This window comes from Pseudomonas gingeri, from assembly GCF_013385425.1.
GTDB classification, from domain to species: domain Bacteria; phylum Pseudomonadota; class Gammaproteobacteria; order Pseudomonadales; family Pseudomonadaceae; genus Aquipseudomonas; species Aquipseudomonas gingeri_D.
In genome coordinates this window covers 63,481-88,630 of sequence record NZ_JACAQA010000022.1, presented here as the reverse complement: position 1 = coordinate 88,630, position 25,150 = coordinate 63,481, and the positions used below count along the sequence as shown (strand labels likewise).

Genomic DNA, 25,150 nt, shown 5'->3' with positions numbered 1-25,150 from the left:
ACGATCACGGAGCACAAGGAAATGATCTTCACCCAGGAACATGAAGCCCTGCGGCGCACCGTGCGCCAGTTCGTCGAACGCGATATCAACCCCCATGTCGACGAGTGGGAGAAAGCCGGACGCTTTCCCATTCATGAGATTTTCCGCAAGGCCGGCGAGCTGGGCCTGCTCGGTATCTCCAAGCCGCAAGCCTTCGGCGGCCTGGGCCTGGACTACAGCTATTCCATCGTCGCCGCCGAGGAGTTCGGCACCATTCATTGCGGCGGGATTCCCATGTCCATCGGCGTGCAGACCGATATGTGCACCCCGGCCCTGGCGCGCTTCGGTTCCGATGAACTGCGCGAGCAGTTCCTTATTCCGGCGATCCGTGGCGAACAGGTGGGTTGCATCGGCGTGTCCGAGGTCGGTGCCGGCTCCGATGTCGCCGGGCTCAAGACCCGCGCGCGCAAGGACGGCGACGACTATGTGATCGACGGCAGCAAGATGTGGATCACCAATTCGCCCTGCGCCGACTTCATGTGCCTGCTGGCCAATACCTCGGACGACAAGCCGCATCTGAACAAGTCGTTGATCATGGTGCCGATGGACAGCCCCGGGATCAGCCTGAGCCCGCACCTGGACAAACTCGGCATGCGCAGTTCGGAAACCGCCCAGGTGTTTTTCGACAATGTGCGGGTGCCCCAGCGCAACCGCATCGGCCAGGAAGGCGCGGGTTTCATGATGCAGATGTTGCAGTTCCAGGAGGAACGGCTGTTCGGCGCGGCCAATATGATCAAGGGACTGGAGTATTGCGTCGACAGCACCCTGGCCTACTGCAAGGAGCGCCAGACCTTCGGCGCACCGCTGATCGACAACCAGGTCATTCACTTCCGCCTGGCGGAGCTGTCGACCGAGATCGAAGCCCTGCGGGCGCTGGTCTACCAGGCCACCGAGCAGTACATCAACGGGCAGGACGTGACCCGGTTGGCCTCCATGGCCAAGCTCAAGGCCGGGCGCCTGGGTCGCGAGGTCAGCGACAGTTGCCTGCAATATTGGGGCGGCATGGGCTTTATGTGGGACAACCCGGTGGCCCGGGCCTATCGCGATATGCGCCTGGTGTCGATTGGCGGCGGTGCCGACGAGATCATGCTGGGGATCATCTGCAAGTTGATGGGCAGCTTGCCGGGGAAAAAGCGGTGATTGCCCTGCCGGTGTGCCGGACCTTGCGCCTGGCTTTGGAAGGCGGCGTGCTGCGGATCACCCTTGCTCGTCCGGACAGCCGTAACGCGATGAACCGGCAGATGGTCGACGAGCTGCGCGCGACCCTCGCCGCCGTGTGCCTTGATCACAGCGTTCGCGTGCTGGTGTTGCGCGGCGCCGGCGGGCATTTCTGTGCCGGTGGCGATCTTCAGGATATGGCCCGGGCGCGGGATGCGGGTGTGGAGGCCTGCCGTGAGTTGAACCGGGCATTCGGTGCCTTGCTGGAGGAAACCCAGAGCGCCCCGCAGGTGGTGATCGCCGTGCTGCAAGGGGCGGTGCTGGGTGGCGGTTTGGGATTGGCTTGTGTCAGCGATATCGCCATCGCCCAGAGCAGCGCCAGCTTGGGCTTGCCGGAAACCAGCCTGGGGGTATTACCGGCGCAGATTGCGCCGTTCGTGGTAAGGCGGATCGGTTTGACCCAGGCACGGCGATTGGCACTGACTGCGGCACGGCTCGATGGGAATGAGGCCGGACGTTTGGGGCTGGTGCATTTTGTCGAGGCGGACGAGCAGGCCCTGGACACACGCCTGGAGACAGTGATCGTCCAGGTGCTGCGCTGCGCGCCGGGGGCGAATGCGCTGACCAAGGCGTTGTTGCTCGATGAGCAGCCGTTGGGGCCTTTGCTGGATCGGGCGGCCGAGTGGTTTGCACAGGCGGTGACCGGAGAGGAAGGGGCCGAGGGGACATTGGCCTTTGTGCAGAAACGGGCACCGCGTTGGCAGCCCTGAAAAGCTTCGCGGGCAAGCCCTGCTCCTACAGATCCGAGTCGAACACAAAACGAGAGTACGACACAAATTTGTAGGAGCAGGGCTTGCCCGCGAAGACGGCCTCACTGACAACCCATTCACCCGAGGATGCCCCCCATGCCCGCCTTCCATAAAATCCTGATCGCCAATCGCGGTGAAATCGCCTGTCGGATCATCCTCGGCGCCCAGGCCCTGGGCTATCGCACCGTTGCCGTGTTCAGCGAAGCCGACACCCAGGCCCGCCATGTGCAACTGGCCGACGAAGCAGTCTGCATCGGCCCACCCCCGGTCACCCAGTCCTACCTGAACAGCGCCGCCCTGCTCGACGCCGCCCGCAAGACCGGTGCCGATGCACTCCACCCCGGCTACGGCCTGCTCTCGGAAAACGCCGCCTTCGCCCAGGCCTGCCTGGACGCCGGCCTGACTTTTATCGGCCCCAGCCCCACCGCCATCGCCCTGATGGGCAGCAAGCGCCTGTCGAAAATCGCCATGCTCGCCGCCGGCGTGCCGTGCATCGCCGGCTACCAGGGTGCGGAACAGGATGACGCGACCCTCGCCCGCGAAGCCGAACGCCTCGGTTATCCGTTGATGATCAAGGCCAGCGCCGGCGGCGGCGGACGCGGCATGCGCCTGGTGCAACGGACCGAGGAGTTGGCGCAACAGCTCCACTCCGCCCGCTCGGAAGCCCTGAACGCCTTCGGCAGCGACGAACTGATCCTGGAACAGGCGCTGGTCGAACCGCGCCATGTGGAAATCCAGCTGTTCGGCGACCAGCATGGCCAGCTGATCCATCTCGGCGAACGGGACTGCTCGATCCAGCGCCGTCACCAGAAGGTCATCGAGGAGGCGCCCTGCCCGGTGATGACCGCCGAACTGCGCCAGGCCATGGGCGAGGCGGCGCTGAAGGCCGGCCGCGCGGTGAACTATGTCGGTGCCGGCACCGTGGAATTCCTGCTGGATGCCAGCGGCCGGTTCTATTTCCTGGAAATGAACACCCGCTTGCAGGTCGAACACCCGGTCAGCGAAATGATCACCGGCCTGGACCTTGTGGCCTGGCAGATCAATGTCGCCGCCGGCCTGCCGCTGCCGCTGCGCCAGGAACAGGTCGAGTTCAAGGGCCATGCCATTGAAGTGCGCCTGTATGCGGAGGATCCGACCCGGGACTTCCTCCCGCAAACCGGACGGATCCTCGGCTGGGAACCGGCACCGATGGCGGGCGTACGGATCGATCACGGCCTGGTCGAGGGCGACGCCATCAGCCCGTTCTATGATCCACTGCTGGGCAAGCTGATCGCCCACGGCGCAACCCGCGAAGAAGCCCGGCGCAAATTGTTGCGGACGGTCGAGGATTGCGTGCTGCTGGGGATTGCCAGCAATCAGCGTCTGCTGGTGCGGTTGCTGAAACATCCGCGCTTTGTCGAAGGCCGATTCAGTACCGCCTTTATCGACGAACATTTCAGTGAACACCCAAGTTATCTCCCCTCGACGGTGGAGCTGGCCCTGGCCGCCGCGCTGTTCTATCGGCAGGCGGCTGACCGGCATGCGCCCAGGCTGTCGGGCTGGAGCAACACCGCCAGTGTCCCGCGCCCCTGTCGACTGGCGCTGGAAGACAGCCACTTCGATCTGTTGCTCACCGATCGTCCCGGCGCGGCACTGCGGGTTCAACGAGCCGATGAACGTGTCGAACTACGGATACTGGAGCGCGATGCACGCTGGGTACGGGTGCAGATCGACGGTGTGCTCCGGCGCTACGCCTACCGCCTTGACGGCGACCAGCTCTGGCTTTGCACCGGCCCCGGCAGCCTGCACCTGTGCGATCGTACCCACGCCCCCGTGCAAGCACCGGGCGCTATCGGCTCGGGCACACTGCAAGCACCGATGGACGGCGCCATCGTCCAGGTACTGGTCAGCGAAGGCAGCCCGGTCAGCAAAGGCCAGTTGCTGCTGGTGCTGGAGGCCATGAAAATGGAGCATCCACTCAAGGCCGGAGTGGAGGGTGTGGTGCGGCGAGTGCGGGTTATCCAGGGCGATCAGGTAAAAAACCGCCAGATCCTGCTGGAAGTCGAATAAGCCGCTAGGCGGATCAAGCGCCTTTGGCTACGCTTGAGTCCGACTAGGATGCTGTATTCGGAGCTTGAGATGCCCCACTGGCTGGTGATTGATCTGGAAGCCACGACGGACGATGGGGGCTGGCCGCTGGCCGAGATGGAAATCATCGAAATCGGCGCCACCCTGGTCAACCGTGAAGGCCGCGAGCTGGACCACTTCCAGCGTTTTGTCAGGCCCCTGCGCCGTCCCCTGCTGACCCTCTTCTGCCGCGAGCTGACCCATATCAGCCAGGCGCAGATCGACGGTGCGGCGCCACTGGGCGAGGTCTGGCCGCTGTTCGAGCGCTGGCTGGGCCAGCACCAGACGCGCTTGGAAGGCTGGGCCAGTTGGGGCGACTACGACCGCCGGCAGCTGGAACAGGACTGGCGACAGCTCGGGCTGTCGAGTGCCCTGGGCCAGGTGCCGCATATCAACCTCAAGCAGCGCTTCGCCAAGGCAAGGCGCCTGGAGCGGCCGCTGGGCCTGAACGGCGCCTTGCAACTGGCCGGACTGCAATTCAATGGCCAGCAGCACCGGGCACTGGAGGATGCACGCAATACCGCGCGCCTGCTGCCGTTGAGCCTGCCGAACTGAATACCCCTCTTCAACGCGTGACGAGGCAAAACGCCTTGGGCATACTGATCGGCCCAATTTTTCAGCTCATTTCGAGGAATCGCCCATGTTTAAAGTCAACGAGTACTTCGACGGCACCGTCAAGTCGATTGCCTTCGCACAAGCCGAAGGCGCCGCCACCATCGGCGTGATGGCCGCGGGCGAATACGAATTCGGCACCGCCCAGCGCGAGATCATGCACGTGATCTCCGGTTCCCTGACCGTCAAGCTGCCCGACAGCAGCACCTGGGAAACCTTCGAAACCGGCAGCCAGTTCAACGTACCGGCCAACAGCAAGTTCCAGCTGAAAGTCGCCGTGGACACCGCTTATCTGTGCGAATACCGCTGAGTCAGCAACGCTGACTGTCCCCAGCCCTTGAGAACATCCCGTCTGGCATTGTCCCGATGCCAGGTGGTCAAGGGCGAACCCTGGCCCGCCCCTTCTCGGTCAACCGATACTTCTGCGCAGGACTGCGCGGTGAGTCCGGGTCCGTCATCTCCACACACCCGGACACCAGCGCCGGTCCCAGATAAGTGCTGCGAAAGCTCGCGCGATGGTTCAGCTCAAGACGCGACATAAGCTCGCTGGAACTGAGTTCAGGCGTATCGCCGAGCACCGCCAGCAGACGCGCTACTTGGTCGGTTACTTGGTCGGTTACTTGGTCGGTTACTTGGTCGGTCAAGTAATCGCTTTGCGCCGCTTCGGTGAGGGCCAACGCCAGGGCCTGGAGCATAAACTCGACGAAAGGGGTGGCCTCGGCCCGCTGGTCGGCGGCCGCCAAGGCCGCGTAATAGGCATCCTGTTGCTCACGAATGACCGTCTCCACCGGCAAATACGCCAGTATCGGGCGCCACTGGCTCAGCATCAGCGTCTGCCAGAGACGTCCCATGCGTCCGTTGCCATCGGCAAAGGGGTGGATGAATTCGAATTCATAGTGGAATACACAACTGGCAATCAGCGGATGCAGATCCGAATCCTTGAGCCAGAGCAGCAGGTCATCCACCAGTTGCGGCACACGGCTGGCCGGAGGCGCCATATGCAACAACCGGTCACCTCGGTAGATGCCGACCCCAGCCTGGCGCAAGCGACCGGCATCATCGATGAGCCCCTGCATCAGCAAGCCATGGGCCTTTAGAAGGTCGCCCCGGCTCTCGGGTCGCCAATCCGGCATCGCCTCATAAGCTGCAAAGGCATTGCGCACTTCCTGGATTTCCCGCGGCAGCCCCAATACCTGCTTGCCATCGAGTACCGCCGTGACCTGCTCCAGGCTCAAGGTGTTGTTCTCGATGGCCAGCGACGCCTGGATCGTCCGGATACGATTCCCGCGACGCAGTTGTGGCGTGAGCGGTTCGTTGCGCACCGCCGACAACTGCCCCAGTTGCTCACTGATACCGGCAACCAGCGAAAACATGCGGGGCGTCAAGGTCAAAGGCGGCTGATAGCGGGACATATCCTCATCCGGGATGGCTGGCGAAGGTCGTCATAATGCCCGAACCTGGAAGTCCAAGCACATCACTCGTGCACCACGGACTCCCGCGCATTGAACTGCAACGCCGCCAGCCGCGCGTACAACGGGTTGCTCGCGATCAACTGGGAGTGGGTGCCGATCGCCACCAGCTTGCCCTGGTCCATCACCGCGATCCGGTCGGCGTTCTGCACCGTGGCCAGGCGATGGGCGATCACCAGGGTGGTGCGGCCGTGCATCAGGCTTGGCAGCGCTTCCTGGATCAAGTGTTCGCTCTGGGCATCAAGGGCGCTGGTGGCTTCGTCCAGCAGCAGGATCGGCGCATCCACCAGCAATGCCCGGGCAATCGCCAGGCGTTGTCGTTGGCCGCCGGATAGCCCCAGGCCGCCATCCCCCAGGTGCGTGCGATAGCCATCAGGCATTTGCTCGATAAATTCGTGGGCATGGGCGATACGTGCCGCCTCGCGGACCTGGGCGTCGCTGGCCGCCGGGTTGCCGTAGCGGATATTTTCCTCGACGCTGCCAAAGAACAGCGCCGGGCTTTGCGAAACCAGCGCAAAGCAACGACGCAGGTCCTGCGGGTCCAGCTCGGTCAAGGGCTGACCATCGAGCAGCAGGCGCCCCTGTTGTGGATCGTAGAAACGCAGCAACAGGTCGAACACCGTGGATTTACCCGCCCCCGACGGCCCGACCAGGGCCAGGGTCTCTCCAGCCCTGACTGTCAGGTTCAGGCCATCGATGGCATGGCTGTCCGGACGCGAGGGGTAGCTGAAGCGCAGATTCTCCAGCACCAGGTTGCCGCTGACCCGTTCGGCCAGCTTCACACCGCCGCCGACCGGCGCGGTGATTTCATTGCTCGACTGCAACAACTCACCGATCCGCTCCCCCGCTCCCGCCGCCCGCTGCAACTCACCAATCACCTCGCTGAGGGTGCCGAAGGCGCTACCGACGATCAGGCTGTAGAAGACAAAGGCCGCCAGTTCGCCGCCGGAAATCTTCCCGGCCATCACGTCCATGCCGCCGACCCAGAGCATCACCGCCACCGCGCCCAGCACCAGCACGATCACCAGGGTAATCAGCCAGGCCCGTTGCACGATGCGCTTGCGCGCCGTCTCGAAGGCCTGCTCGACGGTCACGGCAAAGCGCCGCTCGTCCTGCACCTGGTGGTTGTAGGCCTGCACGGTCTTGATCTGGCCGAGGGTTTCGCTGACATAGCTGCCGACATCGGCAATCCGATCCTGGCTCAGCCGCGACAGGCCACGCACCCGGCGACCAAAGATCAGGATCGGCACCAGCACCAGCGGCAAGGCGATCACCACGATGCTGGTGAGCTTGGGGTTGGTGATAAACAGCAGCACCACCCCGCCAATCACCATCAGTGCATTGCGCAGGAACAGCGAGAGCGACGAGCCGATCACCGACTGCAACAGCGTGGTGTCGGCGGTCAGGCGTGACTGGATTTCCGAACTGCGGTTGTTCTCGTAGAACCCCGGGTGCAGGTAGATCAGGTGGTTGAACACCTGCCGGCGAATATCCGCCACCACCCGCTCGCCAATCCAGGACACCAGGTAGAACCGCGCGAAAGTGCCCACCGCCAGGCCCAGGACCAGCAGCATGAACAAGCCGATGGACTGGTTGAGCAACTGCGGCGACTGGGTCATGAACCCCTTGTCCACCAGCAGGCGGATACCCTGGCCCATGGACAGGGTGATGGCGGCGGTGACGATCAGCGCCACCAGGGCACCGGCCGCCTGCCAGCGATAAGGGGCGACAAAACGACTGGCCAGGCGAATGGCGCGGCGATGGCGTGCAGAGAGCATGGGCAAGGAATCCGTTGGGCGACGAAGACAGAGCCTACACCGAACCGGGAAGGAACTTATGCAAAACGCAATCAATCGGATTAATTATGACCGTGCATGCTAATCCCTAGAAAGTATTGGTCTAAAGCCTCTCTGGCGGTGACGGGCGGTTTCTGCTGCACTGGTTCCATGGCCCTGCTTGTAGCCTGTTGTCACAGGCTGGTCATGCGACGCTTATAATCTCTAGTTGAACCTGATGACGAAACCTGAGCGAGGAGACAGGCCATGGATTTGCAAAACAGCAGCAACAACCAGATTCCGGTGATTCGTCCCTGCCCGCAGAAATTGGGCTGCGCGATTATCGACGCACAGGGCCGTGAAGTGCCGATCACCGAAGAAATGATCCAGGACGCCTGCCGCGAACTGGAACAGCGCTTGGTCAAGCCTGCTGAGCAAGACTGACAGCCCGAACTCCCCCTTGACCCGGCCTCGCTGCCGGGTTTTTTATGCCTGCGTCTACAACAGGACAGCCCCCAGGGCCAACACCAGCTTGCGCAGCACTTCGTCGTCGCCGTTGATCTTCACCGGCAAGCCTTCGATTTCCCGGCGCTCGGGATAGTGTTTGCGCAGCAGGTCGAACGCGACCTTCTGCTCGGCCACGTTGCCGGTCAGGCTGCGGCGGAAATCCGCATCGTCACGCCGTGGGTCATAGACCCCGCGACAGATCATCGCCATGGCCCAGGCCGGGTCGCTACCGGCATTGAGGGTGACCTGCGCCAGCCAGGGCTTGGGTAGCAGTTCATCGAGACCGACCGTGGGGGCCTGGTCGAGAAAGGCGCAGAACGCCTGGTAGATCTGCGCGGTACCGCGTTGCTTGCCGTCGAGGCTGTACCCGGCGATATGCGGCGAGCCCAGTACGCACAAGTCGGCCAGGGCGACATCCACTTGCGGCTCGGCCTCCCAGACGTCCAGCACCGCCTGCAGGTCGTCGCGGGCCAGCAACACTTCGCGCAGCGCGGCGTTATCCACCACCGGACCGCGCGCGGCGTTGATCAGCCAGGTACCGGGCCTGAGCTGCTCCAGGCGCCGGCGATCGAGCAGATGCCAGGTGGGTTGCTCGCCCGTGCGGGTCAAGGGCGTGTGCAGGCTGATCACATCGCACTGCTCGATGATCTGCTCCAGGCTGACATAATCGCCGCCTCCAGCCGCCTGCCGCGGCGGATCGCAGACCAGGACGTTCCAGCCCAGCCCGCGCAGGACCTTGATCAGCCGCCCGCCGACTTCACCCGCGCCGACCACCCCATAGGTGCGCGCGGTAAGGTCCGCGCCTTCGATTTCCGCCAGGGTCAGCAGGCTGCCCAGCACATAGTCGACCACTCCACGAGCATTGCAGCCGGGAGCGCTGGACCAGTGAATGCCGGCCTGCTCGAAGTAGTCGAGATCCAGGTGGTCAGTGCCGATGGTGCAGGTGCCGACAAAGCGCACCGGGCTGCCTTCGAGCAACTCGCGGCTGACCGGGGTCACCGAACGCACCAGCAACACATCCGCCTCGGCCACCGCCGCCCGGTCGATGCTGCGGCCCGGCAAGCGACGGATCTCGCCAAAACCGGCAAAGAAGGCATCGATCAGGGGAATATTTTCGTCGGCAACAATCAGCATGGCAGGCTCCTTGGGCAAGGGCGCAGTGTAGGCGCAGTCAGCGTCCGAGGGCCAGCCAAGCGTCAAGCCTCCTGTCCCTGGCGGAACTTCGACCTTACAAATGAGCTACAACCGGCGATTACCTGACTCCTGCGTCAACAGGTAGAATCGGCGGTTTTTCGCGTCATGCCTGGATACATCATCGGTGAACAGCCTCACTGCAACATCTGACACCCCGCCTCTGAGCCGCCCGGCCCGGGTCCGCCTGGAACTGCGTAACCTGCTGGGCCTGGCCCTGCCGATCATCATTGCCCAACTGGCGCATACCGCCATGGGCTTCGTCGACGCGGTGATGGCCGGCCGGGTCAGCCCCCGCGACCTGGCAGCGGTGGCGCTGGGCAACTCGATCTGGGTGCCGGTGTTCCTGCTGATGACCGGCATCCTGCTGGCGACCACCCCCAAGGTCGCCCAGCGCCATGGCGCCGGAACCCCGGCCGAGATCGGCCCGCTGGTGCGCCAGGCCCTGTGGCTGGCGCTGGCGGTGGGCCTGGCGGCGGGCGTGATCCTCTACAACGCCGAGCCGGTCCTGCATTTGATGAAGGTCGACCCAGAGCTGATCGGCCCGTGCATGGACTACCTGCGCGGCATCGGCACCGGCCTGCCGACGGTGGCGCTCTATCACGTGCTGCGCTGCTGCAGCGACGGCATGGGCCGCACCCGGCCGAGCATGGTCCTGGGCCTGTGCGGGCTGGCGCTGAATATTCCGCTGAACTACGTATTTATCTACGGGCACTTCGGCGTGCCGGCCATGGGCGGACCGGGCTGCGGCTGGGCCACGGCCATCGTGATGTGGTGCATGCTGTTCGGCATGGCCGGCTGGGTGCGCTGGGCCAAGGTCTATCGGCCGAGCCAGGTGTTCAGCCATTTCGAGTGGCCGCAGTGGGCGGTGATCAAGCGGTTGCTGAATATCGGCCTGCCCATCGGCATCGCGGTATTCGCCGAGGCCAGCATCTTCTCGGTGATCGCCCTGCTGATCGGCAGCCTCGGCGCCACGGTGGTGGCCGGGCACCAGATCGCCCTGAACATCAGTTCGCTGGTATTTATGGTCCCCTACTCCCTGAGCATGGCCATCACCGTACGGGTCGGCCAGGCCCTGGGCCGCGAACAGCCCCGTGAAGCGCGCTTTACCGCTGGGGTTGGAGTGGCCACGGCGCTGGCTTATGGCTGTTTGTCGGCGAGCCTGATGCTGCTGTTTCGCGAACACCTGGCGACCCTCTACACCAACGATCCGCGGGTGATCCAGGTGGCAACCATGCTGATCGTGTATTCGGCGCTGTTCCAGATCTCGGATGTGATCCAGGTCACGGCGGCCGGGGCCTTGCGCGGTTACCAGGACACCCGGGTGACCATGATCCTGACGTTGTTCGCCTATTGGGGCATCGGTTTGCCGGTGGGCTACGCCCTCGGCTTGACCGACTGGCTGGGTGCGCCGAGTGGCCCGAGCGGGCTGTGGCAGGGTTTGATCGTGGGATTGTCGTGCGCGGCGGTGATGCTCTCGATCCGCCTGGTACGCAGCGCGCGCAGGCGGATCCGGATGAGCCGCTCGACTGCCTAGTCGAGCTTCTTGCGAATCCAGTACAGGTAGGTACCGGCCTCTTCGCGCTGCTCCACCAGTTCATGGTCGAGAAACACGCAGAACTTGGGGATATCGCGACGGGTCGACGGATCGGTGGCGATCACCTTGAGCAGCCCCCCCGGCGCCAGGTCGCGGATATGCTGGTGCAACATCATCACCGGCTCCGGGCAATTGAGCCCGGTGGCGTCGAGGGTGCCGTCAACGGCGGGGTCGTGGGGTTGGGTCATGCTTCACTCCTGAAACCAGGCCGGCATTATCCAGCTTTTTTCACATCCAGTCGACGCAAGTGGCAGGTCACTTCCTCACGGTCGTGGTACAGCTGCTTGCAGCCGATCTCCACCCGGATGCCACGGGCCTTGAAGCCCTCTTCGATACGCTCCAGCAAACGCCGGACTTCGGCATAACGCTGCTTCATCGGCAACTTGAGGTTGACCACCGCCTCGCGGCAATGCCCCTCGCCGATCCAGGTCTCGAGCAAGGCGGCATTGCGCGCCGGTTTCTCGACGATATCGCAGACCATCCAGTCCACCGGCTGTTTCGGCTTGAAGGTGAAGCCGTCGGCCATCAGATGCTGGACCAGGCCGGTGTCCATCAGGCTTTCGGCCATCGGGCCGTTGTCGATGGCGGTCACCAGCATGCCCCGGTTGACCAGTTGCCAGGTCCAGCCGCCGGGCGCGGCGCCGAGGTCGACGCCGGTCATGTCGCTGTGCAGGCGCTCGTCCCACTGGTCGCGGGGGATAAAGTGGTGCCAGGCCTCTTCCAGCTTGAGGGTCGAGCGGCTCGGGGCGCTCCTGGGGAACTTGAGCCGGGGAATGCCCATCGGCCACATCGCCGAATTGTCCGCGTCGGCCAGGCCGAGGAAGACTTCCCGACCGCTCTTGAAAGTCAGCAACAGGCGCGGCTTGTGCGCGTCCTCCACCAGCTTGCCGGCCTGGACCAGGGCCTTGCGCAGCGGGCCTTCGAATTTCTTGCAGAAGTTCGAGAGTTCCTTGCCATCGTTGGTATCGACCACTTCCAGCCAGAGGCTGCCGAACGTCGGCCACGCCGCCAATTCAGCGAGGATCACGCTGATACGGTCGGTTTCCGGGAGGTCGATGAACCGCCCGCGCGCCCACTGCCGGGGGAAGATCAACTCGGCGAAACGCAAGCCGTTCATCAGACGACGGGCGCCGTCGTCGTCGCTGCAGACGAACTCGGCGCAGGCGCTGTTGGTCTTGGCCTTGGCGTAGCCCGGGACGTCCAGGCGCGCGGCGTGCTCGGAAATCTCCGAGCAGACTTCGCCTTCGAAGCCCGGACGGCAATGCATAAAAAGGGTGTTCATTGAACTCAGCCTGTCACTAAAACCGGCGCATCATAGCCGAGTTCGGAACCTTGGACCTGCCCATAGAGTCCAGTAACTAGCCAGTTTTCCCGATCGGAGCTAGCGTTAAGGCTCTGTTCGTTCCACCCGGCCCGTGCCGTGCGGGCCTCAAGGAGTCATTTCATGTCCTCCCTCGATAGCCTGAAAACCCTTAAAACCCTGGAGGTAGGCGCCAAGACCTACCACTATTTCAGCCTCCCGGATGCCGCCAAGTCCCTCGGCAACCTGGACAAGCTGCCGATGTCGCTCAAGGTCCTGCTGGAAAACCTGCTGCGTTGGGAAGACGACAAGACCGTCACCGGCGCCGACCTCAAGGCCATCGCCGCCTGGCTCAAGACCCGCAGCTCCGACCGGGAAATCCAGTACCGCCCGGCCCGGGTGCTGATGCAGGACTTCACCGGGGTGCCGGCGGTGGTCGACCTGGCCGCCATGCGCGCCGCCGTGGCCAAGGCCGGCGGCGATCCGCAGCGGATCAACCCGCTCTCCCCCGTCGACCTGGTAATCGACCACTCGGTGATGGTCGACAAATTCGCCACGCCGCAGGCCTTCGGCGAGAACGTCGATATCGAAATGGAGCGCAACGGCGAACGCTACGCTTTCCTGCGCTGGGGCCAGAACGCCTTCGACAATTTCAGCGTGGTGCCGCCGGGCACCGGGATCTGCCATCAGGTCAACCTCGAGTACCTCGGCCGAACCGTCTGGACCAAGGATGAGGACGGCCGCACCTATGCCTTCCCCGATACCCTGGTCGGCACCGACTCCCACACCACCATGATCAACGGTCTCGGCGTGCTCGGCTGGGGCGTCGGCGGCATCGAGGCGGAAGCGGCGATGCTCGGCCAGCCGGTGTCGATGCTGATTCCCGAAGTGATAGGTTTCAAGCTCACCGGCAAGCTCAAGGAAGGTATCACCGCCACCGACCTGGTGCTGACAGTGACCCAGATGCTGCGCAGGAAAGGCGTGGTCGGCAAGTTTGTCGAGTTCTACGGCGATGGTCTCGCCGAACTGCCCCTCGCGGACCGCGCGACCATCGCCAACATGGCCCCGGAATACGGCGCCACCTGCGGTTTCTTCCCGGTGGACGAGGTGACGCTGGATTACCTGCGCCTGTCCGGCCGGCCGAGCGAAACCGTCAAGCTGGTGGAGGCCTACAGCAAGGCCCAGGGCCTGTGGCGGCTGCCGGGCCATGAGCCGGCCTTCAGCGACAGCCTGGCCCTCGACATGGCCAGCGTCGAAGCCAGCCTGGCCGGGCCAAAACGTCCGCAGGACCGGGTGTCGCTGCCGGATGTCGCGCAAGCCTTCAACGACTTCATGGCGCTGCAATTCAAACCCGTGCACAAGGACGAAGGCCGCCTGGAAAGCGAAGGCGGCGGCGGTGTCGCGGTGGGCAATGCGGATATGGTCGGTGAAGCCGACTACAGCTATGAAGGCCAAACCTACCGGTTGAAAAATGGCGCGGTGGTCATTGCCGCCATTACCTCCTGCACCAACACTTCCAACCCCAGCGTGATGATGGCCGCCGGACTGGTGGCCAAGAAGGCCGTGGAAAAAGGCCTGAAACGCAAACCCTGGGTCAAGAGTTCCCTGGCCCCCGGCTCCAAGGTGGTAACCGACTACTACAAGGCCGCCGGCCTGACCCGCTACCTCGACGAACTGGGCTTCGCCCTGGTGGGTTATGGCTGCACCACCTGCATCGGCAACTCCGGGCCGTTGCCCGAGCCGATTGAAAAAGCCATTACCCAGTCCGACCTCACCGTCGCCTCGGTGTTGTCCGGCAACCGTAACTTCGAGGGCCGGGTGCATCCGTTGGTGAAGACCAACTGGCTGGCCTCGCCGCCACTGGTAGTGGCCTACGCCCTGGCCGGCAGCGTGCGCATCGATATCAGCCACGAACCGCTCGGCGAAGACCAGGACGGCAAGCCGGTGTACCTGCGGGATATCTGGCCGAGCCAGAAGGAAATCGCTGACGCGGTGGCCCAGGTCGATACCGCCATGTTCCACAAGGAGTACGCCGAAGTCTTCGCCGGCGACGCCCAGTGGCAGGCGATTGAAGTCCCCCAGGCCGCCACCTATGTCTGGCAGAAGGACTCGACCTATATCCAGCACCCGCCGTTCTTCGACAATATCGCCGGGCCCCTGCCGGTGATCGAAGATATCGAAGGCGCACGGGTACTGGCCCTGCTCGGCGACTCGGTGACCACCGACCACATCTCCCCCGCCGGCAATATCAAGGCCGACAGTCCCGCCGGACGTTATCTGCGCGAGCTGGGCGTGGAACCCCGGGACTTCAACTCCTACGGTTCGCGCCGTGGCAACCATGAAGTGATGATGCGCGGCACCTTTGCCAATATCCGCATCCGCAACGAAATGCTCGGCGGCGAGGAAGGTGGCAATACCTTCCATGTGCCGTCCGGCGAAAAACTGCCGATCTATGACGCGGCCATGCGTTATCAGGCCGAAGGCACGCCACTGGTGGTGATTGCCGGCCAGGAATACGGCACCGGCTCGAGCCGAGACTGGGCCGCCAAGGGCACCAACCTGCTGGGAGTCAAGGCGGTGATCGCCGAGAGTTTCGAGCGTATCCACCGTTCCAACCTGGTGGGCATGGGTGTGCTGCCCTTGCAGTTCAAGCTCGACCAGAACCGCAAGAGCCTGCAACTGACCGGCAGGGAAACCCTGAGTATCGGCGGACTGAGCGGCACCGAACTGCAACCGCGAATGAACCTGCCACTGACCCTGACCCGTGAAGATGGCAGCCAGGAGAAAATCGACGTGTTGTGTCGGATCGATACGCTTAATGAAGTGGAATACTTCAAGGCCGGGGGAATCCTGCATTACGTATTACGGCAACTCATTGCTTCTTGATGGTTCCATGAAATAGCGCGAAGGCGCGCCGGCGTTGGTCGGTGCGCCTTTCAAGCCAGATCGGCCAGCCCCCCGGTTATTCATCCCCAAATACTATCTTACAAACGACGAAACAGTTTCTTCCCTTCACGAATATCGCCTCTCACACGCACAAATAACACAGCGCAACCTCCGCGCACTACTTATGCGTTCAGTCTCGCAGAGTCATGCTACATCCCTGACAACCGCCGTTGAGAGTGTGCCTCATCGCCCGGGCTGGAGGAGCCCAGCCTTGAAAACACGCCGGTACGGCCGCTGTTTTTCATTGGCCAGCGGCTCTGGCCCGTACGTTATGATAGTTGGCCCTCAACACCGGGATTTACTTGTTCAACGAATAGAGGACCCTGCATGTCTGTTTTGCCCTGGGCGTATCTGGCCCTGCTTTCCCTGGGTTATGCCCTGGCCTTGAGCGTGGGCCATCTGGGGCTGCCCAGCCTGATCGCCTTCGCCCTGCTGCTGGCCACCGGTGCCGCGGCATTCCAGCAGCGCAATCGCCCGGTTCGTTACCTGGGTCACGGCCTGTTCCTGCTGCTCGCCATCGGCCTGGCCCTGCACTGGCTGCCGGGCTTCGAGAATGGCCGGATGATCAGCGCGGTGCGTTTCACCCCGGACGCCGTGCCTTTCACCATGTACCTCAATCTCGATAAACCGCTGGTCGGCTTCTGGCTGCTGCTGGTCTGCCCGTGGGTGGTCAATCGCCGCTCCGCGCGACGGGTGCTGGGCACTACGGCGCTTGCCGGGGCCGTGACCTCGCTGCTGGCCCTGGGCGGCGCCATCAGCCTGGGCATCGTCGACTGGGCGCCGAAGTGGCCAGAAGAGGGCGGGCTCTGGCTGCTGAACAACCTGCTGCTGGTGAGCCTGGTCGAGGAAGTGCTGTTTCGCGGCTATATCCAGGGCGGCCTGAGTCGCTGCTTCAGATCCTTGCCACGGGGAGAAAGCCTGGCGCTGTTCGGCGCCGCGCTGATCTTCGGGCTGACGCACCTGGGGGCAGGCTGGCAATGGGCATTACTGGCGACACTGGCCGGTGTCGGCTATGGTCTGGCCTACCGTTTTGGCGGTTTGGCCGCGGCCATCGCCACCCATGTCGCACTTAATACAGTGCACTTCGTTTTCTTTACTTATCCAATGTTGCAACCGTGATAAACCGAACGATAGTACCTATTGGGTACTGTCGTTCGGTTAACCCCCAGGGGAAACTGAACACATTAACTTCACGCGTGTTCGACTCGTATTCAAGGACGGGTACGAGTACGCAAAGGCCAGAATATGAACCGGCGCTGAAAGTTGAAAAATATATTCAATATTTCCCCTGCCCTGCCGACAACCCGTCAAAGCCTTGCGGATAGAGAAACCATGCGTAATAACCAACCCATTACCCAACGCGAACGCACCTTCCCCGCTCAGCAACGGTTGATTTCCACTACCGACGCCAAAGGCGTGATCACCTACTGCAACGACGCTTTTGTCGAGATCAGTGGATTTTCCCGCGAAGAACTGATCCGCGCGCCCCACAACCTGGTGCGCCACCCGGACGTTCCGGAGGCGGTGTTTGCCCATATGTGGAACACTCTGAAACAAGGCCTGCCATGGATGGGCATTGTCAAGAACCGCTGCAAGAGTGGTGACCATTACTGGGTCAACGCCTATGTGACGCCCGTTTTCGAAGGCAGCCAGGTGATCGGCTACGAATCGGTGCGGATCAAACCCACCGCCGAGCAGATCCGCCGTGCCGAGGCGCTGTACCAGCGCATCAACCAGGGCAAGTCGGCCGTGCCGCGGCGCGACAAGTGGCTGCCGGTACTGCAGGACTGGCTGCCGTTTATCCTGGTCAGCCAGGTCAGCTTCCTGATCAGCATCTGGCTCAACTCCTACTGGGGCTTCGCCCTGGCCGCGGCGGTCTCGGTACCGCTCGGGCTGATGGGCCTGAGCTGGCAGCAGCGCGGCCTCAAGCGCCTGTTGCAGTTAGCCGAACAGACCACCTCCGACCCACTGATCGCGCAGATGTACACCGACAGTCGTGGTGCCCAGGCCCGTCTGGAAATGTCCATCCTCAGCCAGGAAGCCCGTCTGAAAACCTGCCTGACCCGCTTGCAGGACACCGCCGAGCACCTGACCAGCCAGGCGAAGAAGTCCGACGAACTGGCGCAGAAAAGCTCCACCGGCCTGGATCGCCAGCGCCAGGAAACCGAGCAGGTGGCCACCGCCGTCAACCAGATGGCCGCCACCACCCAGGAAGTCGCCAGTCATGTCCAGCGCACGGCCGATGCGACCCAGGAAGCCAATCGCCTGACCAGTCGCGGTCGTGATATCGCCGGCGAGACCCGCGAGGCCATCGAGCGCCTGTCGGTGGTGGTCGGCGAGACCGGCAGCACGGTTACGCAGTTGGCCAAGGACAGTGACGAGATCGGCGGCGTGGTCGATGTGATCAAGGGCATTGCCGACCAGACCAACCTGCTGGCCTTGAACGCGGCGATTGAAGCGGCCCGCGCCGGGGAAATGGGTCGTGGTTTTGCGGTGGTTGCCGATGAAGTGCGTCAACTGGCGCAACGCACCAGCGAATCCACCGGCCAGATCCACGCCCTGATCGCCAAGCTGCAACAGACCGCCGGCAACGCCGTGCAAACCATGGACGCCGGCCACCGCCAGGCCCAGGAAGGCGTGGCGCGAGTCATGGAAGCCGATGCGGCGCTGGTGGGGATCAGCGAAGCAGTGGCCAATATCACCGACATGACCACCCAGATCGCCGCCGCCACCGAAGAGCAAAGCTCGGTGGCCGAAGAGATCAGCCGCAATATCAGCACCATTGCGCAACTGGCCGACCAGACCTCGGAGCAGGCGCACGACTCGGCGCACTTGAGCGAAGAGTTGACCCGCACCGCCAACACGCAGTATTCGTTGGTGGAGCGTTTTAACCGGTAATCGTTAAAGCGCCCGGAAAACCCGATGATTAATAGTCATCGGGTTTTTTATTGCCTGAAGAAAGTCAATCAACTCTACTTTTAGAGTAAGAAACTTCCCAAAACATACAAACCTTTAACCGACACAACTTGCCTCATCAAAACCATCCCTGCAAAACCCTTGACAATGCTCAACCGTTACTATTCGTTAAAGAGCAGGCATGACATCCCATAGATAGTTACTACCCACTTGAGACGTTCATGCCTTATTTGCCAGATCAGCACGTGCCGACATAAAACACTCACAATAATCGGTAACGCGTCTGACCGTGAAACGACCTGACAACACTCAATTAGATAGCAGGACTATCCTTATGATGGATCTAGTAAACACCCTACAGTCTCGCTTCACGAAAGAGGACCTTATCGCCCCCCGTGTCGAGCAAGCGGCCCCGGAGGATGGGCTGCTGCCAGTCGGCGAGCTTGACAGTCCCCTTTCGGTTTCCCTGCCACTGTGGCCGAATGCACGGCCCGATGACCGCTATCAACTCACCTGGAACAATGTATTGATTGGCGACCCCATTCCACTGACGCCGCCTCTGCAATCGGGTGATATCTTGTATGCGCATCTCCCGGTCAGCACACTCGCCGTCGAAGGGACTTATCAACTTGGTTACCGAATCAGCACGGGGCCGGGCGCAATCGCCTATCAGTCGCAAACCACGCCCCTGGTTATTGATCGCAGCCCACCCGGCGGCACTCTTCTCGCCGCCCTTATCCTTCCGCTCGTCGCCCTCGACGGCCTGAGCAACCATGAACTCGTCGCCCTGGGCAACCAACTCACCGTCACGGTTCCCGGTTACTTCGACATGCAGTGGGGCGATGTGATTCAAAGTTACTGGGGCGAGCAGGCCGGGCCCAGCCATACCGTGCAAGCCGATCAACTCGGCAGCGATAAAATCCGGCTCAGTGTCGACCGAAGTTTCCTCGAACACCTGGGCAACGGCGAATTCGCCCTGAGTTACAGCGTCCGCGATCGCGCCGGCAATACCTCCGTGCGCTCGCAAGCGGTCATGCTCAAGTTGCAGTTACAGCAGGCACCGGCCAACCTGCAAGCACCCCTGGCCCTGCAACTGGAAAATGGCCAGGTCCATGATGCCCAGGCCCGCATCGGCGTGAAGATCGCGGTGCCCACCTACCAGCATGTCGCCATCGGCGACGAAATCTGCGTGCTGTGGAACGGCGAACGGGCCGCCGCCAGGCGGATCATCACCGCCCACGAACTGGACAAGCCTTTGCTGCTGAACGTCATGGCGCGTTATCTGGTGATTTCCCGCCACGGCGACGGCCCGGCCCGGCTGAACTACCAGGTTCGCCGCAATGGCGAGGTGTTCACCTCACCGACACTGGAACTCGAGGTTTTTTTGCAGCTGCCCGGCCCGCAGGACCCGACCCCGCAGACGATGGTCAACGAGGCCCTGGCCGCGCCGTTGATCAAGGGCAAGAATCCGAATGGCCGGCGGCTGGACAACTACCTGGATGAGGACAATGCACAACTCTCGGCCGACGCGGTCATCGCCTGGCGCAAGGCGTTCCAGGCCGGCGACCGGATCAACCTGTTCTGGGGCCAGTCCAGCCAACCGCTGGTACACCTGATTACCCCTCGTGATGTCGAGGCCGCCTGCTATCTGGTGATCAACGTACCGAACAGCCTGATTGCCGAACAAGGCTGCGGCGTCGATATCAGTGTGCAGTACACCGTGACCCGGGAAGGCAATCCGAACACCTCCTACTCGCCCAAGCAATCGGTCGCGGTGATCTTCCAGATGCAGTTGCCGGGTGGCTCGGCGGGCCTGATGGAGCCGGTGTTCGCCGCGGCCAACGTGCTGAATGTAGTGGACCCGCGCCAGGACCCGGAGGGCACGGTGGTGCTGATCAGCCCCTACCGCAACATGAAAGTCGGCGACCGCATCGTCCTGCGCTTTTGCGGCTTCGACGCCCTCACTGGCGGCAACGAGATCGAGGCCGCGGCCTTCAGCAGCGAACGCCTGGTCAGCGAGCACGAACTGCGCAACGGCTGCCGGCTGCGGGTGCCGCTGGCGCGCCTGATGGCTATCGAGCATGGTCGTGGCCGGGCCCGCTATGAGGTGATCAGCGAGCTGGGGAGGGTCACCTCATTGCCCGCCGATGTCTACATCTCGTCACGCGCGACCGTCATGGCGCGTTGAGCGTCAGACACGAAAAAAGCCCTCGGCGATCCTTCGTCGAGGGCTTCGGATCAAAACGGTCGTCAATGACCGCGCCGATCAGAACGCGTAGCGCAGGCCGAGATTGACACCCCAGGGCTGCTCGATGTGCTCGCCCTTCATGTAATCGAAATCGGCATGCAGTTGCAGGTCCGTCGACAGCGCGGCGGAAACCCCCACACCCAATTCGCCACGGGTGCCGAACAGGCTGTTGTCGAAGGCCGTGTCATTGACCTTCACCGTATTGTCGTTGCGGGAAAACTCATGGGCCATGGCCACCCGCAGATACGGCTGCAACAGACCGCCGTCGCGCAGTTCAAGGTTACGCCCCAGGGTCGCGCCGGCCTTGCCAAGCACGGAGACGGTACGGTCGTTCTCCGCTCGCAGCCCATTGTCCAATTGGTAGCTGCCGCCCTTGACCAGGACCGAGGACAACTGGGCGTAAGGCTCGACAAAGACATCGTCACGCAGCTTGATGTGTTTGCCTAACTCCAGCGAAGCGCCATAGGCGAAGTTGTCGTAGTCACCCTTGGCCTTGGTGCCGTTGGTCATCCTGACATCGGCCTGGTTATCGAAACGGTTCAGCTTGAGCACGCCGTCGAGGTAGTAGCCGTCGTCCCGCAGCCAGGTGCCGTAGGCACCGAGGGAGTAGCTGTCGACCGTGGCGGAGGTGCCACGATTGAGGCTCAGGTCGGAACGACTGTGGCCGGCCATGACCCCGACCAGCAACTGCCCGTCCCTGACCGGCACGGGCAGATCGGCGCCGAATGACAAGCCTTTCTGGCGTTGCTTGTAGCCGAGCCCCGCCTCAGCGGTGATGTTGTGCTGGCTGCCGTAACTACGAATCCAGCCACCGCCCTCGCCACTGGTGCGAATTTCCCCCATGCGGCTGCGCAAAGTCGGCAGCTCGCCATACCAGATGGTCGGCCCGACGTTGAACAGCGCCAGCGAGGCCTCGGTCGAGGGGCTGATGGTCTTGCCGGAGCCGACGATAAACCAGTCATCGCCCTGCTTCTCCAACTGATAGGAGTAGACACCCAGGTCAATGCTGCCGCCGACCGCTTCGAACAGCGCATCGCCGCCTTCGGTGTGCACCACGTGCAAGGGTGTGATCTCCGGGGAGTTGGGTTCGAGCCCGGTGTTCTGGACATTCAGCAGGAAGTTGCCGTGGGCCTCGCCGTTGATATCCAGTTTGTCGCCGGTGTTGTCCATCAGGTTGACGTGCATATTGAACATGCCGGTACCGGACAGCTCCCCCAGCGACAGGGTGTAGAACTGCTCGGCCGAGCCCAGGGTCACGTTGCCGCCGTCCATGGACAGCGACTTGACCTCGGCGTCGCCGGTCAGCGTCCAGTTCGCTCGACTGTTGATCGCCACGCTGTTGGTGTTGATCAGGTTACCGAACAGTTGCGCGCCGTTTTGCAGGGTGACATCCAGGGTGCTGCTGTCGTCGGCCACCAGGTCGCCGCGCAGCAGGCTGCTGTCGGCGGTGAAACCGACGTTACTGGCGCCCGCGACGTCCAGCAAGATGCCGTTGCCGGACAGCAGGTGCGCGTCGTTCTGCACGGTGATTTTCGCAATCGTGCCTTCCACCGCCGAGATAGCCGGGCCAGAGAGACCTTCGATGATCGAGTTATCGACCACGATGTCGGCTTCCCGGGGAATGATCGGCCCGCCCGGCGCGGCGGTCCGGCCATCGAGCTGCAAGCCGATCGAATCGCCTTGCACATGACTGTTGTTGGTCATGGTCAGCGTTGCGCCGAGCAATTTTATCCCGACGCCCCCCACCCCGCCGAAGTCGCCGCCGAACACCCGGGTATTGTCGAGGCTCAGTTGTCCCAGCGCCGCCACCGCAATTCCGATTCCAGCTCCGGACAACGTACTGTCCTGGATAGTCGCCCTGGAGGCGGTTGTCGTACCCGCCGACGTCAAGGTACTCAGTTCGAGTGCAGTGCCGGTATCGTTGCGCACCTGCGCCTCATTGAGGGTAGCCCTGGCGCCCCCCAAGTGGATACCTCCGGTGACCGTACCGCCATTGACCCTCACCTGGGAGGTCGATCCGTCAGCCCTGACGCTGGTCGCGGCACCGCCGTCGACAATATCCAATATGCCGCCATTGATCACTTGCCATGACGTGGCCTCGCTCCCGGCCGTGACCGTCTCCCGGCGATTGTCCACTATCCCCTGGGGCTCATTGTCCGGAGCGTCTTGCGCCAGACTCACCGGGGAACCCAATACGGCCCCCATGAGGCAGGCGATTTTCCCGAGGCCTTTATACGGGGCCAATCGATAAGTCGTGCGTAACATTACTTCTTCTCCACCAAACAGAAGTAATAGTTTGATAAGGCTCGACCCCGATTTAATATTAAAAAAGGCCGTCAAAAAAGTAGGACACCTCCCAAATAACACAAGATACATTCCTACAAGAAAATCATGCTTTCGAGCATCTCAACATCTAAAAAGCGCTTGACACTCTTTTCACATATCTATTACGTGAGCCCCAGATAGGAAAACACCTATCGATAAAACCTGAAGTAACGCATTCCTGACTTATCAATATCTGACACCGTCAGTCGCCTTATCTTCATCCATTTCCAATCAGGAACAGAAATATGTGCACAAACAAGAAGCGCCTTATTCTTACTCAAAACAGTTACACCCGAGCCAACCACAAAGAGCTGGATAAACCCGATGTAGCAAGTGCCTTTCCAGACGGCTTATTGCCCTTGAGTGCACTTAATGCACCACTTCCCGTCACCTTCAGATTATGGGACGACGCCACGACCGACCAGACCTATCAATTGTTCTGGGAGGGCGATGCCATTGGTACCCGCACCGATGTCCTCGATGAAGACCTGGCAAACCCGGAGGAATACCTGAGCCTGGATATTCCCGTGGAACTGCTGGTTGAGAAGAATGACCCGGTCAATCCAACCGATAAGAAATATAAGCTCAAATATCAGGTCTACGACAAAATCAGCAAAGAGGAAACCGACTCGTTCGAGACCCTGATCGAGGTCGACACCACCCGTCCCGGCCTGCCGAGCCATGGCCCGATGGCCTTCCCCCGGGAGGTCGATGATGGCCTGACTTCGGCGGAGTTGACCGCACTGGGCAATAGCCTCGATGTCATGGTGACCAGCTACAGCACCATGGCCGAGGGTGACTTCATCGAGACGTTCTGGGGCAACATCCCAGGCCCCACGGCCACGGTGCAGATGAACGATGTCGAACTGGAGGAAGTCCCCCTGTCCTTCACCCGCGCCTTCCTTGAAGACGTCGAGTCCCAGGTCGGCAACGTCCTGTCGGATGTCACCTATATCGTCACCGACCGTGCCGGCAACGTCTCGCCGCGCTCCCTGGCGCGGCAGATCCGCCTGCTGCTGGCCGAGATCCCGGACGATCTGCCACGGCCGATCGTCGAACAGGCCAGCCCCGCACAAGGCGGGCTGATCGACTACAACGATGCGATCACCGGTGTCACCGTCGATATTCCACATTACCTGGGTGCCCAGGCCGAGGACCTGGTGACGCTCTACTGGGGCGACAACAACCCGTTGCCGGCCATTCCGGTCCAGGACGGCGAGGAAGACAACGATCCGGTTCTTTCGCCGGTCCTGCAATTCGACATTATCAATCGCTTCCCCGAGGCGACGGTCAATGTCCACTATGAAGTACGCCGCAACGGCCAACTGGTCGGGTCCTCGCTGGTGCAGCCCGTGGCGGTCTACCTGACCCTGCCCGTTCCGGAGGAACGCCTGCAGCCACTGACGATCCAGGGCACCAGCGGCAATCCCAACCGCGAAGACAACTTCATCGACCCGGACGACTATGAGCTGGATGGGCGGGCCATCTTCCGTTGGGTCAACGGCCTGCGCGTCGACGACTACGTCAACTTGCACTGGGGCCAGCAGGTGGTGGATCAGTGGTATCGGATCACCCAGGCGGACTTCAATGCCGGTGTCGATATCGACATTCCGGTGAGCAACCAGGTCATCAAAACCGAGGGGACCGGTGCCGCCATCCCGGTGACCTACACCATCACCCGCGACACCAACCCCAACCCGGCACTGGCGCCGAGCCAACCGGTGGTGGTGCGTTCGAAAATGGAACAACCCGGTGGCGAGCTCGGATTACTGGAGCCGGTGTTCACCCGGCTGTCCGACGCCGGCCATGTCATTCCGAGCCTGAGTCCGGACGGCACGCCGGTACTGGTCAGGCCTTATGACAATATCCGCCTCTACCACGACATTGCCCTGACGTTCAAAGGGTTTGAACTGGACGGAACGCCGATCCCGGACGCGCTCTATGAAAAGACCGATACGATCAACCCGACCAATATCGACACGGGCCTGACTTTTCTGATCCCGCTCCCCAAGTTGATCAGCATTTGCAAAGGTTATGCGGAGGTTACTTATCGGGTTGAACCGCGCCCTGAACATAATCAGGAACCGGCCAACTCGTTGATGGGCTCGGCCCCGGTCAGTATGAACAAACCCGGTGTCGGTTGCAGTTAACG

At 62.3% G+C, this 25,150-nt stretch carries 18 protein-coding genes; 12 read left to right on the top strand and 6 right to left on the bottom strand.

What is annotated here, in order from left to right; all coding sequences use genetic code 11:
• Positions 1-21: 21 nt before the first annotated feature.
• From atuD to ppnP, 5 genes are all read left to right on the top strand, one after another.
• The gene (gene atuD, locus HX830_RS24180) at positions 22-1,179 is read left to right on the top strand and encodes a citronellyl-CoA dehydrogenase (protein WP_103499695.1); all 1,158 of its coding nucleotides are present in this window, start codon (positions 22-24) and stop codon (positions 1,177-1,179) included.
• Positions 1,176-1,967, top strand: coding sequence for an enoyl-CoA hydratase/isomerase family protein (locus HX830_RS24175; protein ID WP_177103056.1), 792 nt, complete (start codon positions 1,176-1,178; stop codon positions 1,965-1,967). The genes atuD and HX830_RS24175 overlap by 4 nt, the downstream gene beginning before the upstream one ends.
• 135 nt (positions 1,968-2,102) lie before the next feature.
• Positions 2,103-4,055 carry an acetyl/propionyl/methylcrotonyl-CoA carboxylase subunit alpha gene (locus tag HX830_RS24170; protein WP_177103054.1) on the top strand — a complete coding sequence of 651 codons (1,953 nt, stop codon included), beginning with the start codon at positions 2,103-2,105 and terminating at the stop codon, positions 4,053-4,055.
• Positions 4,056-4,124: 69 nt separating this feature from the next.
• Positions 4,125-4,667, top strand: coding sequence for an exonuclease domain-containing protein (locus HX830_RS24165; protein WP_103499702.1), 543 nt, complete (start codon positions 4,125-4,127; stop codon positions 4,665-4,667).
• An 85-nt stretch (positions 4,668-4,752) separates the two neighbouring features.
• Positions 4,753-5,034 (top strand): pyrimidine/purine nucleoside phosphorylase, encoded by a 282-nt coding sequence (ppnP, locus tag HX830_RS24160; protein ID WP_100940553.1) that lies wholly within the window; start codon positions 4,753-4,755, stop codon positions 5,032-5,034.
• Between the two features lie 67 nt (positions 5,035-5,101).
• Here ppnP and HX830_RS24155 read toward each other — a convergent pair whose 3' ends face one another.
• Positions 5,102-6,136 carry a Fic family protein gene (locus tag HX830_RS24155; RefSeq protein WP_177103052.1) on the bottom strand — a complete coding sequence of 345 codons (1,035 nt, stop codon included), beginning with the start codon at positions 6,134-6,136 and terminating at the stop codon, positions 5,102-5,104.
• Between the two features lie 62 nt (positions 6,137-6,198).
• The gene (locus tag HX830_RS24150) at positions 6,199-7,977 is read right to left on the bottom strand and encodes an ABC transporter transmembrane domain-containing protein (protein ID WP_177103050.1); all 1,779 of its coding nucleotides are present in this window, start codon (positions 7,975-7,977) and stop codon (positions 6,199-6,201) included.
• Positions 7,978-8,235: 258 nt separating this feature from the next.
• Between HX830_RS24150 and HX830_RS24145 the strand changes: the two genes are divergently transcribed.
• On the top strand, positions 8,236-8,412 hold the full coding sequence (locus HX830_RS24145) for a PA1571 family protein (protein WP_177103040.1): 177 nt from the start codon (positions 8,236-8,238) through the stop codon (positions 8,410-8,412).
• A 54-nt stretch (positions 8,413-8,466) separates the two neighbouring features.
• Here HX830_RS24145 and pdxB read toward each other — a convergent pair whose 3' ends face one another.
• Positions 8,467-9,609: a 4-phosphoerythronate dehydrogenase PdxB gene (gene pdxB / locus HX830_RS24140; protein ID WP_177103038.1), complete on the bottom strand. Its 1,143-nt coding sequence runs from the start codon at positions 9,607-9,609 to the stop codon at positions 8,467-8,469.
• Positions 9,610-9,793: 184 nt separating this feature from the next.
• On the opposite strand from pdxB, the gene HX830_RS24135 reads away from it, so the two are divergent.
• Positions 9,794-11,203, top strand: coding sequence for an MATE family efflux transporter (locus HX830_RS24135; protein WP_177103036.1), 1,410 nt, complete (start codon positions 9,794-9,796; stop codon positions 11,201-11,203).
• Here HX830_RS24135 and tusA read toward each other — a convergent pair.
• Positions 11,200-11,451 (bottom strand): sulfurtransferase TusA, encoded by a 252-nt coding sequence (tusA, locus tag HX830_RS24130; RefSeq protein WP_103499689.1) that lies wholly within the window; start codon positions 11,449-11,451, stop codon positions 11,200-11,202. The two genes, HX830_RS24135 and tusA, sit on opposite strands and share 4 nt — an antisense overlap.
• A gap of 26 nt (positions 11,452-11,477) precedes the next feature.
• Complete coding sequence (gene rlmM, locus HX830_RS24125) at positions 11,478-12,545, bottom strand: 23S rRNA (cytidine(2498)-2'-O)-methyltransferase RlmM (protein WP_177103034.1); 1,068 nt, start codon at positions 12,543-12,545, stop codon at positions 11,478-11,480.
• Between the two features lie 162 nt (positions 12,546-12,707).
• Here rlmM and acnA point away from each other — a divergent pair, with 162 nt between their 5' ends.
• From acnA to HX830_RS24105, 4 genes are all read left to right on the top strand, one after another.
• The gene (acnA, locus tag HX830_RS24120) at positions 12,708-15,449 is read left to right on the top strand and encodes an aconitate hydratase AcnA (protein WP_177103032.1); all 2,742 of its coding nucleotides are present in this window, start codon (positions 12,708-12,710) and stop codon (positions 15,447-15,449) included.
• Between the two features lie 387 nt (positions 15,450-15,836).
• Positions 15,837-16,628 (top strand): CPBP family intramembrane glutamic endopeptidase, encoded by a 792-nt coding sequence (locus HX830_RS24115; protein ID WP_177103030.1) that lies wholly within the window; start codon positions 15,837-15,839, stop codon positions 16,626-16,628.
• A gap of 213 nt (positions 16,629-16,841) precedes the next feature.
• Entirely contained in the window at positions 16,842-18,407 is a 1,566-nt protein-coding gene (locus HX830_RS24110; protein WP_177103028.1) for a methyl-accepting chemotaxis protein, read from the top strand.
• A gap of 595 nt (positions 18,408-19,002) precedes the next feature.
• On the top strand, positions 19,003-20,613 hold the full coding sequence (locus HX830_RS24105; RefSeq protein WP_256350607.1) for a hypothetical protein: 1,611 nt from the start codon (positions 19,003-19,005) through the stop codon (positions 20,611-20,613).
• Between the two features lie 78 nt (positions 20,614-20,691).
• Here HX830_RS24105 and HX830_RS24100 read toward each other — a convergent pair whose 3' ends face one another.
• On the bottom strand, positions 20,692-22,938 hold the full coding sequence (locus HX830_RS24100) for an autotransporter outer membrane beta-barrel domain-containing protein (protein WP_248767688.1): 2,247 nt from the start codon (positions 22,936-22,938) through the stop codon (positions 20,692-20,694).
• Between the two features lie 419 nt (positions 22,939-23,357).
• Here HX830_RS24100 and HX830_RS24095 point away from each other — a divergent pair, with 419 nt between their 5' ends.
• A complete protein-coding gene (locus tag HX830_RS24095) occupies positions 23,358-25,148 on the top strand; it encodes a hypothetical protein (RefSeq protein ID WP_256350605.1) in 1,791 nt (596 codons plus the stop codon).
• The last annotated feature ends 2 nt before the right edge of the window (positions 25,149-25,150 follow it).

Excerpts from the sequence above, each read along its gene's own strand:
- HX830_RS24155 (WP_177103052.1), bottom strand. The coding sequence starts at position 6,136 with ATGTCCCGCTATCAGCCGCCTTTGACCTTGACGCCCCGCATGTTTTCG.
- tusA (WP_103499689.1), bottom strand. The coding sequence starts at position 11,451 with ATGACCCAACCCCACGACCCCGCCGTTGACGGCACCCTCGACGCCACC.
- atuD (WP_103499695.1), top strand. The coding sequence starts at position 22 with ATGATCTTCACCCAGGAACATGAAGCCCTGCGGCGCACCGTGCGCCAG.
- pdxB (WP_177103038.1), bottom strand. The coding sequence starts at position 9,609 with ATGCTGATTGTTGCCGACGAAAATATTCCCCTGATCGATGCCTTCTTT.
- HX830_RS24170 (WP_177103054.1), top strand. The coding sequence starts at position 2,103 with ATGCCCGCCTTCCATAAAATCCTGATCGCCAATCGCGGTGAAATCGCC.
- rlmM (WP_177103034.1), bottom strand. The coding sequence starts at position 12,545 with ATGAACACCCTTTTTATGCATTGCCGTCCGGGCTTCGAAGGCGAAGTC.
- HX830_RS24165 (WP_103499702.1), top strand. The coding sequence starts at position 4,125 with ATGCCCCACTGGCTGGTGATTGATCTGGAAGCCACGACGGACGATGGG.
- HX830_RS24115 (WP_177103030.1), top strand. The coding sequence starts at position 15,837 with ATGTCTGTTTTGCCCTGGGCGTATCTGGCCCTGCTTTCCCTGGGTTAT.
- HX830_RS24110 (WP_177103028.1), top strand. The coding sequence starts at position 16,842 with ATGCGTAATAACCAACCCATTACCCAACGCGAACGCACCTTCCCCGCT.
- HX830_RS24100 (WP_248767688.1), bottom strand. The coding sequence starts at position 22,938 with ATGTTACGCACGACTTATCGATTGGCCCCGTATAAAGGCCTCGGGAAA.
- HX830_RS24145 (WP_177103040.1), top strand. The coding sequence starts at position 8,236 with ATGGATTTGCAAAACAGCAGCAACAACCAGATTCCGGTGATTCGTCCC.
- acnA (WP_177103032.1), top strand. The coding sequence starts at position 12,708 with ATGTCCTCCCTCGATAGCCTGAAAACCCTTAAAACCCTGGAGGTAGGC.
- ppnP (WP_100940553.1), top strand. The coding sequence starts at position 4,753 with ATGTTTAAAGTCAACGAGTACTTCGACGGCACCGTCAAGTCGATTGCC.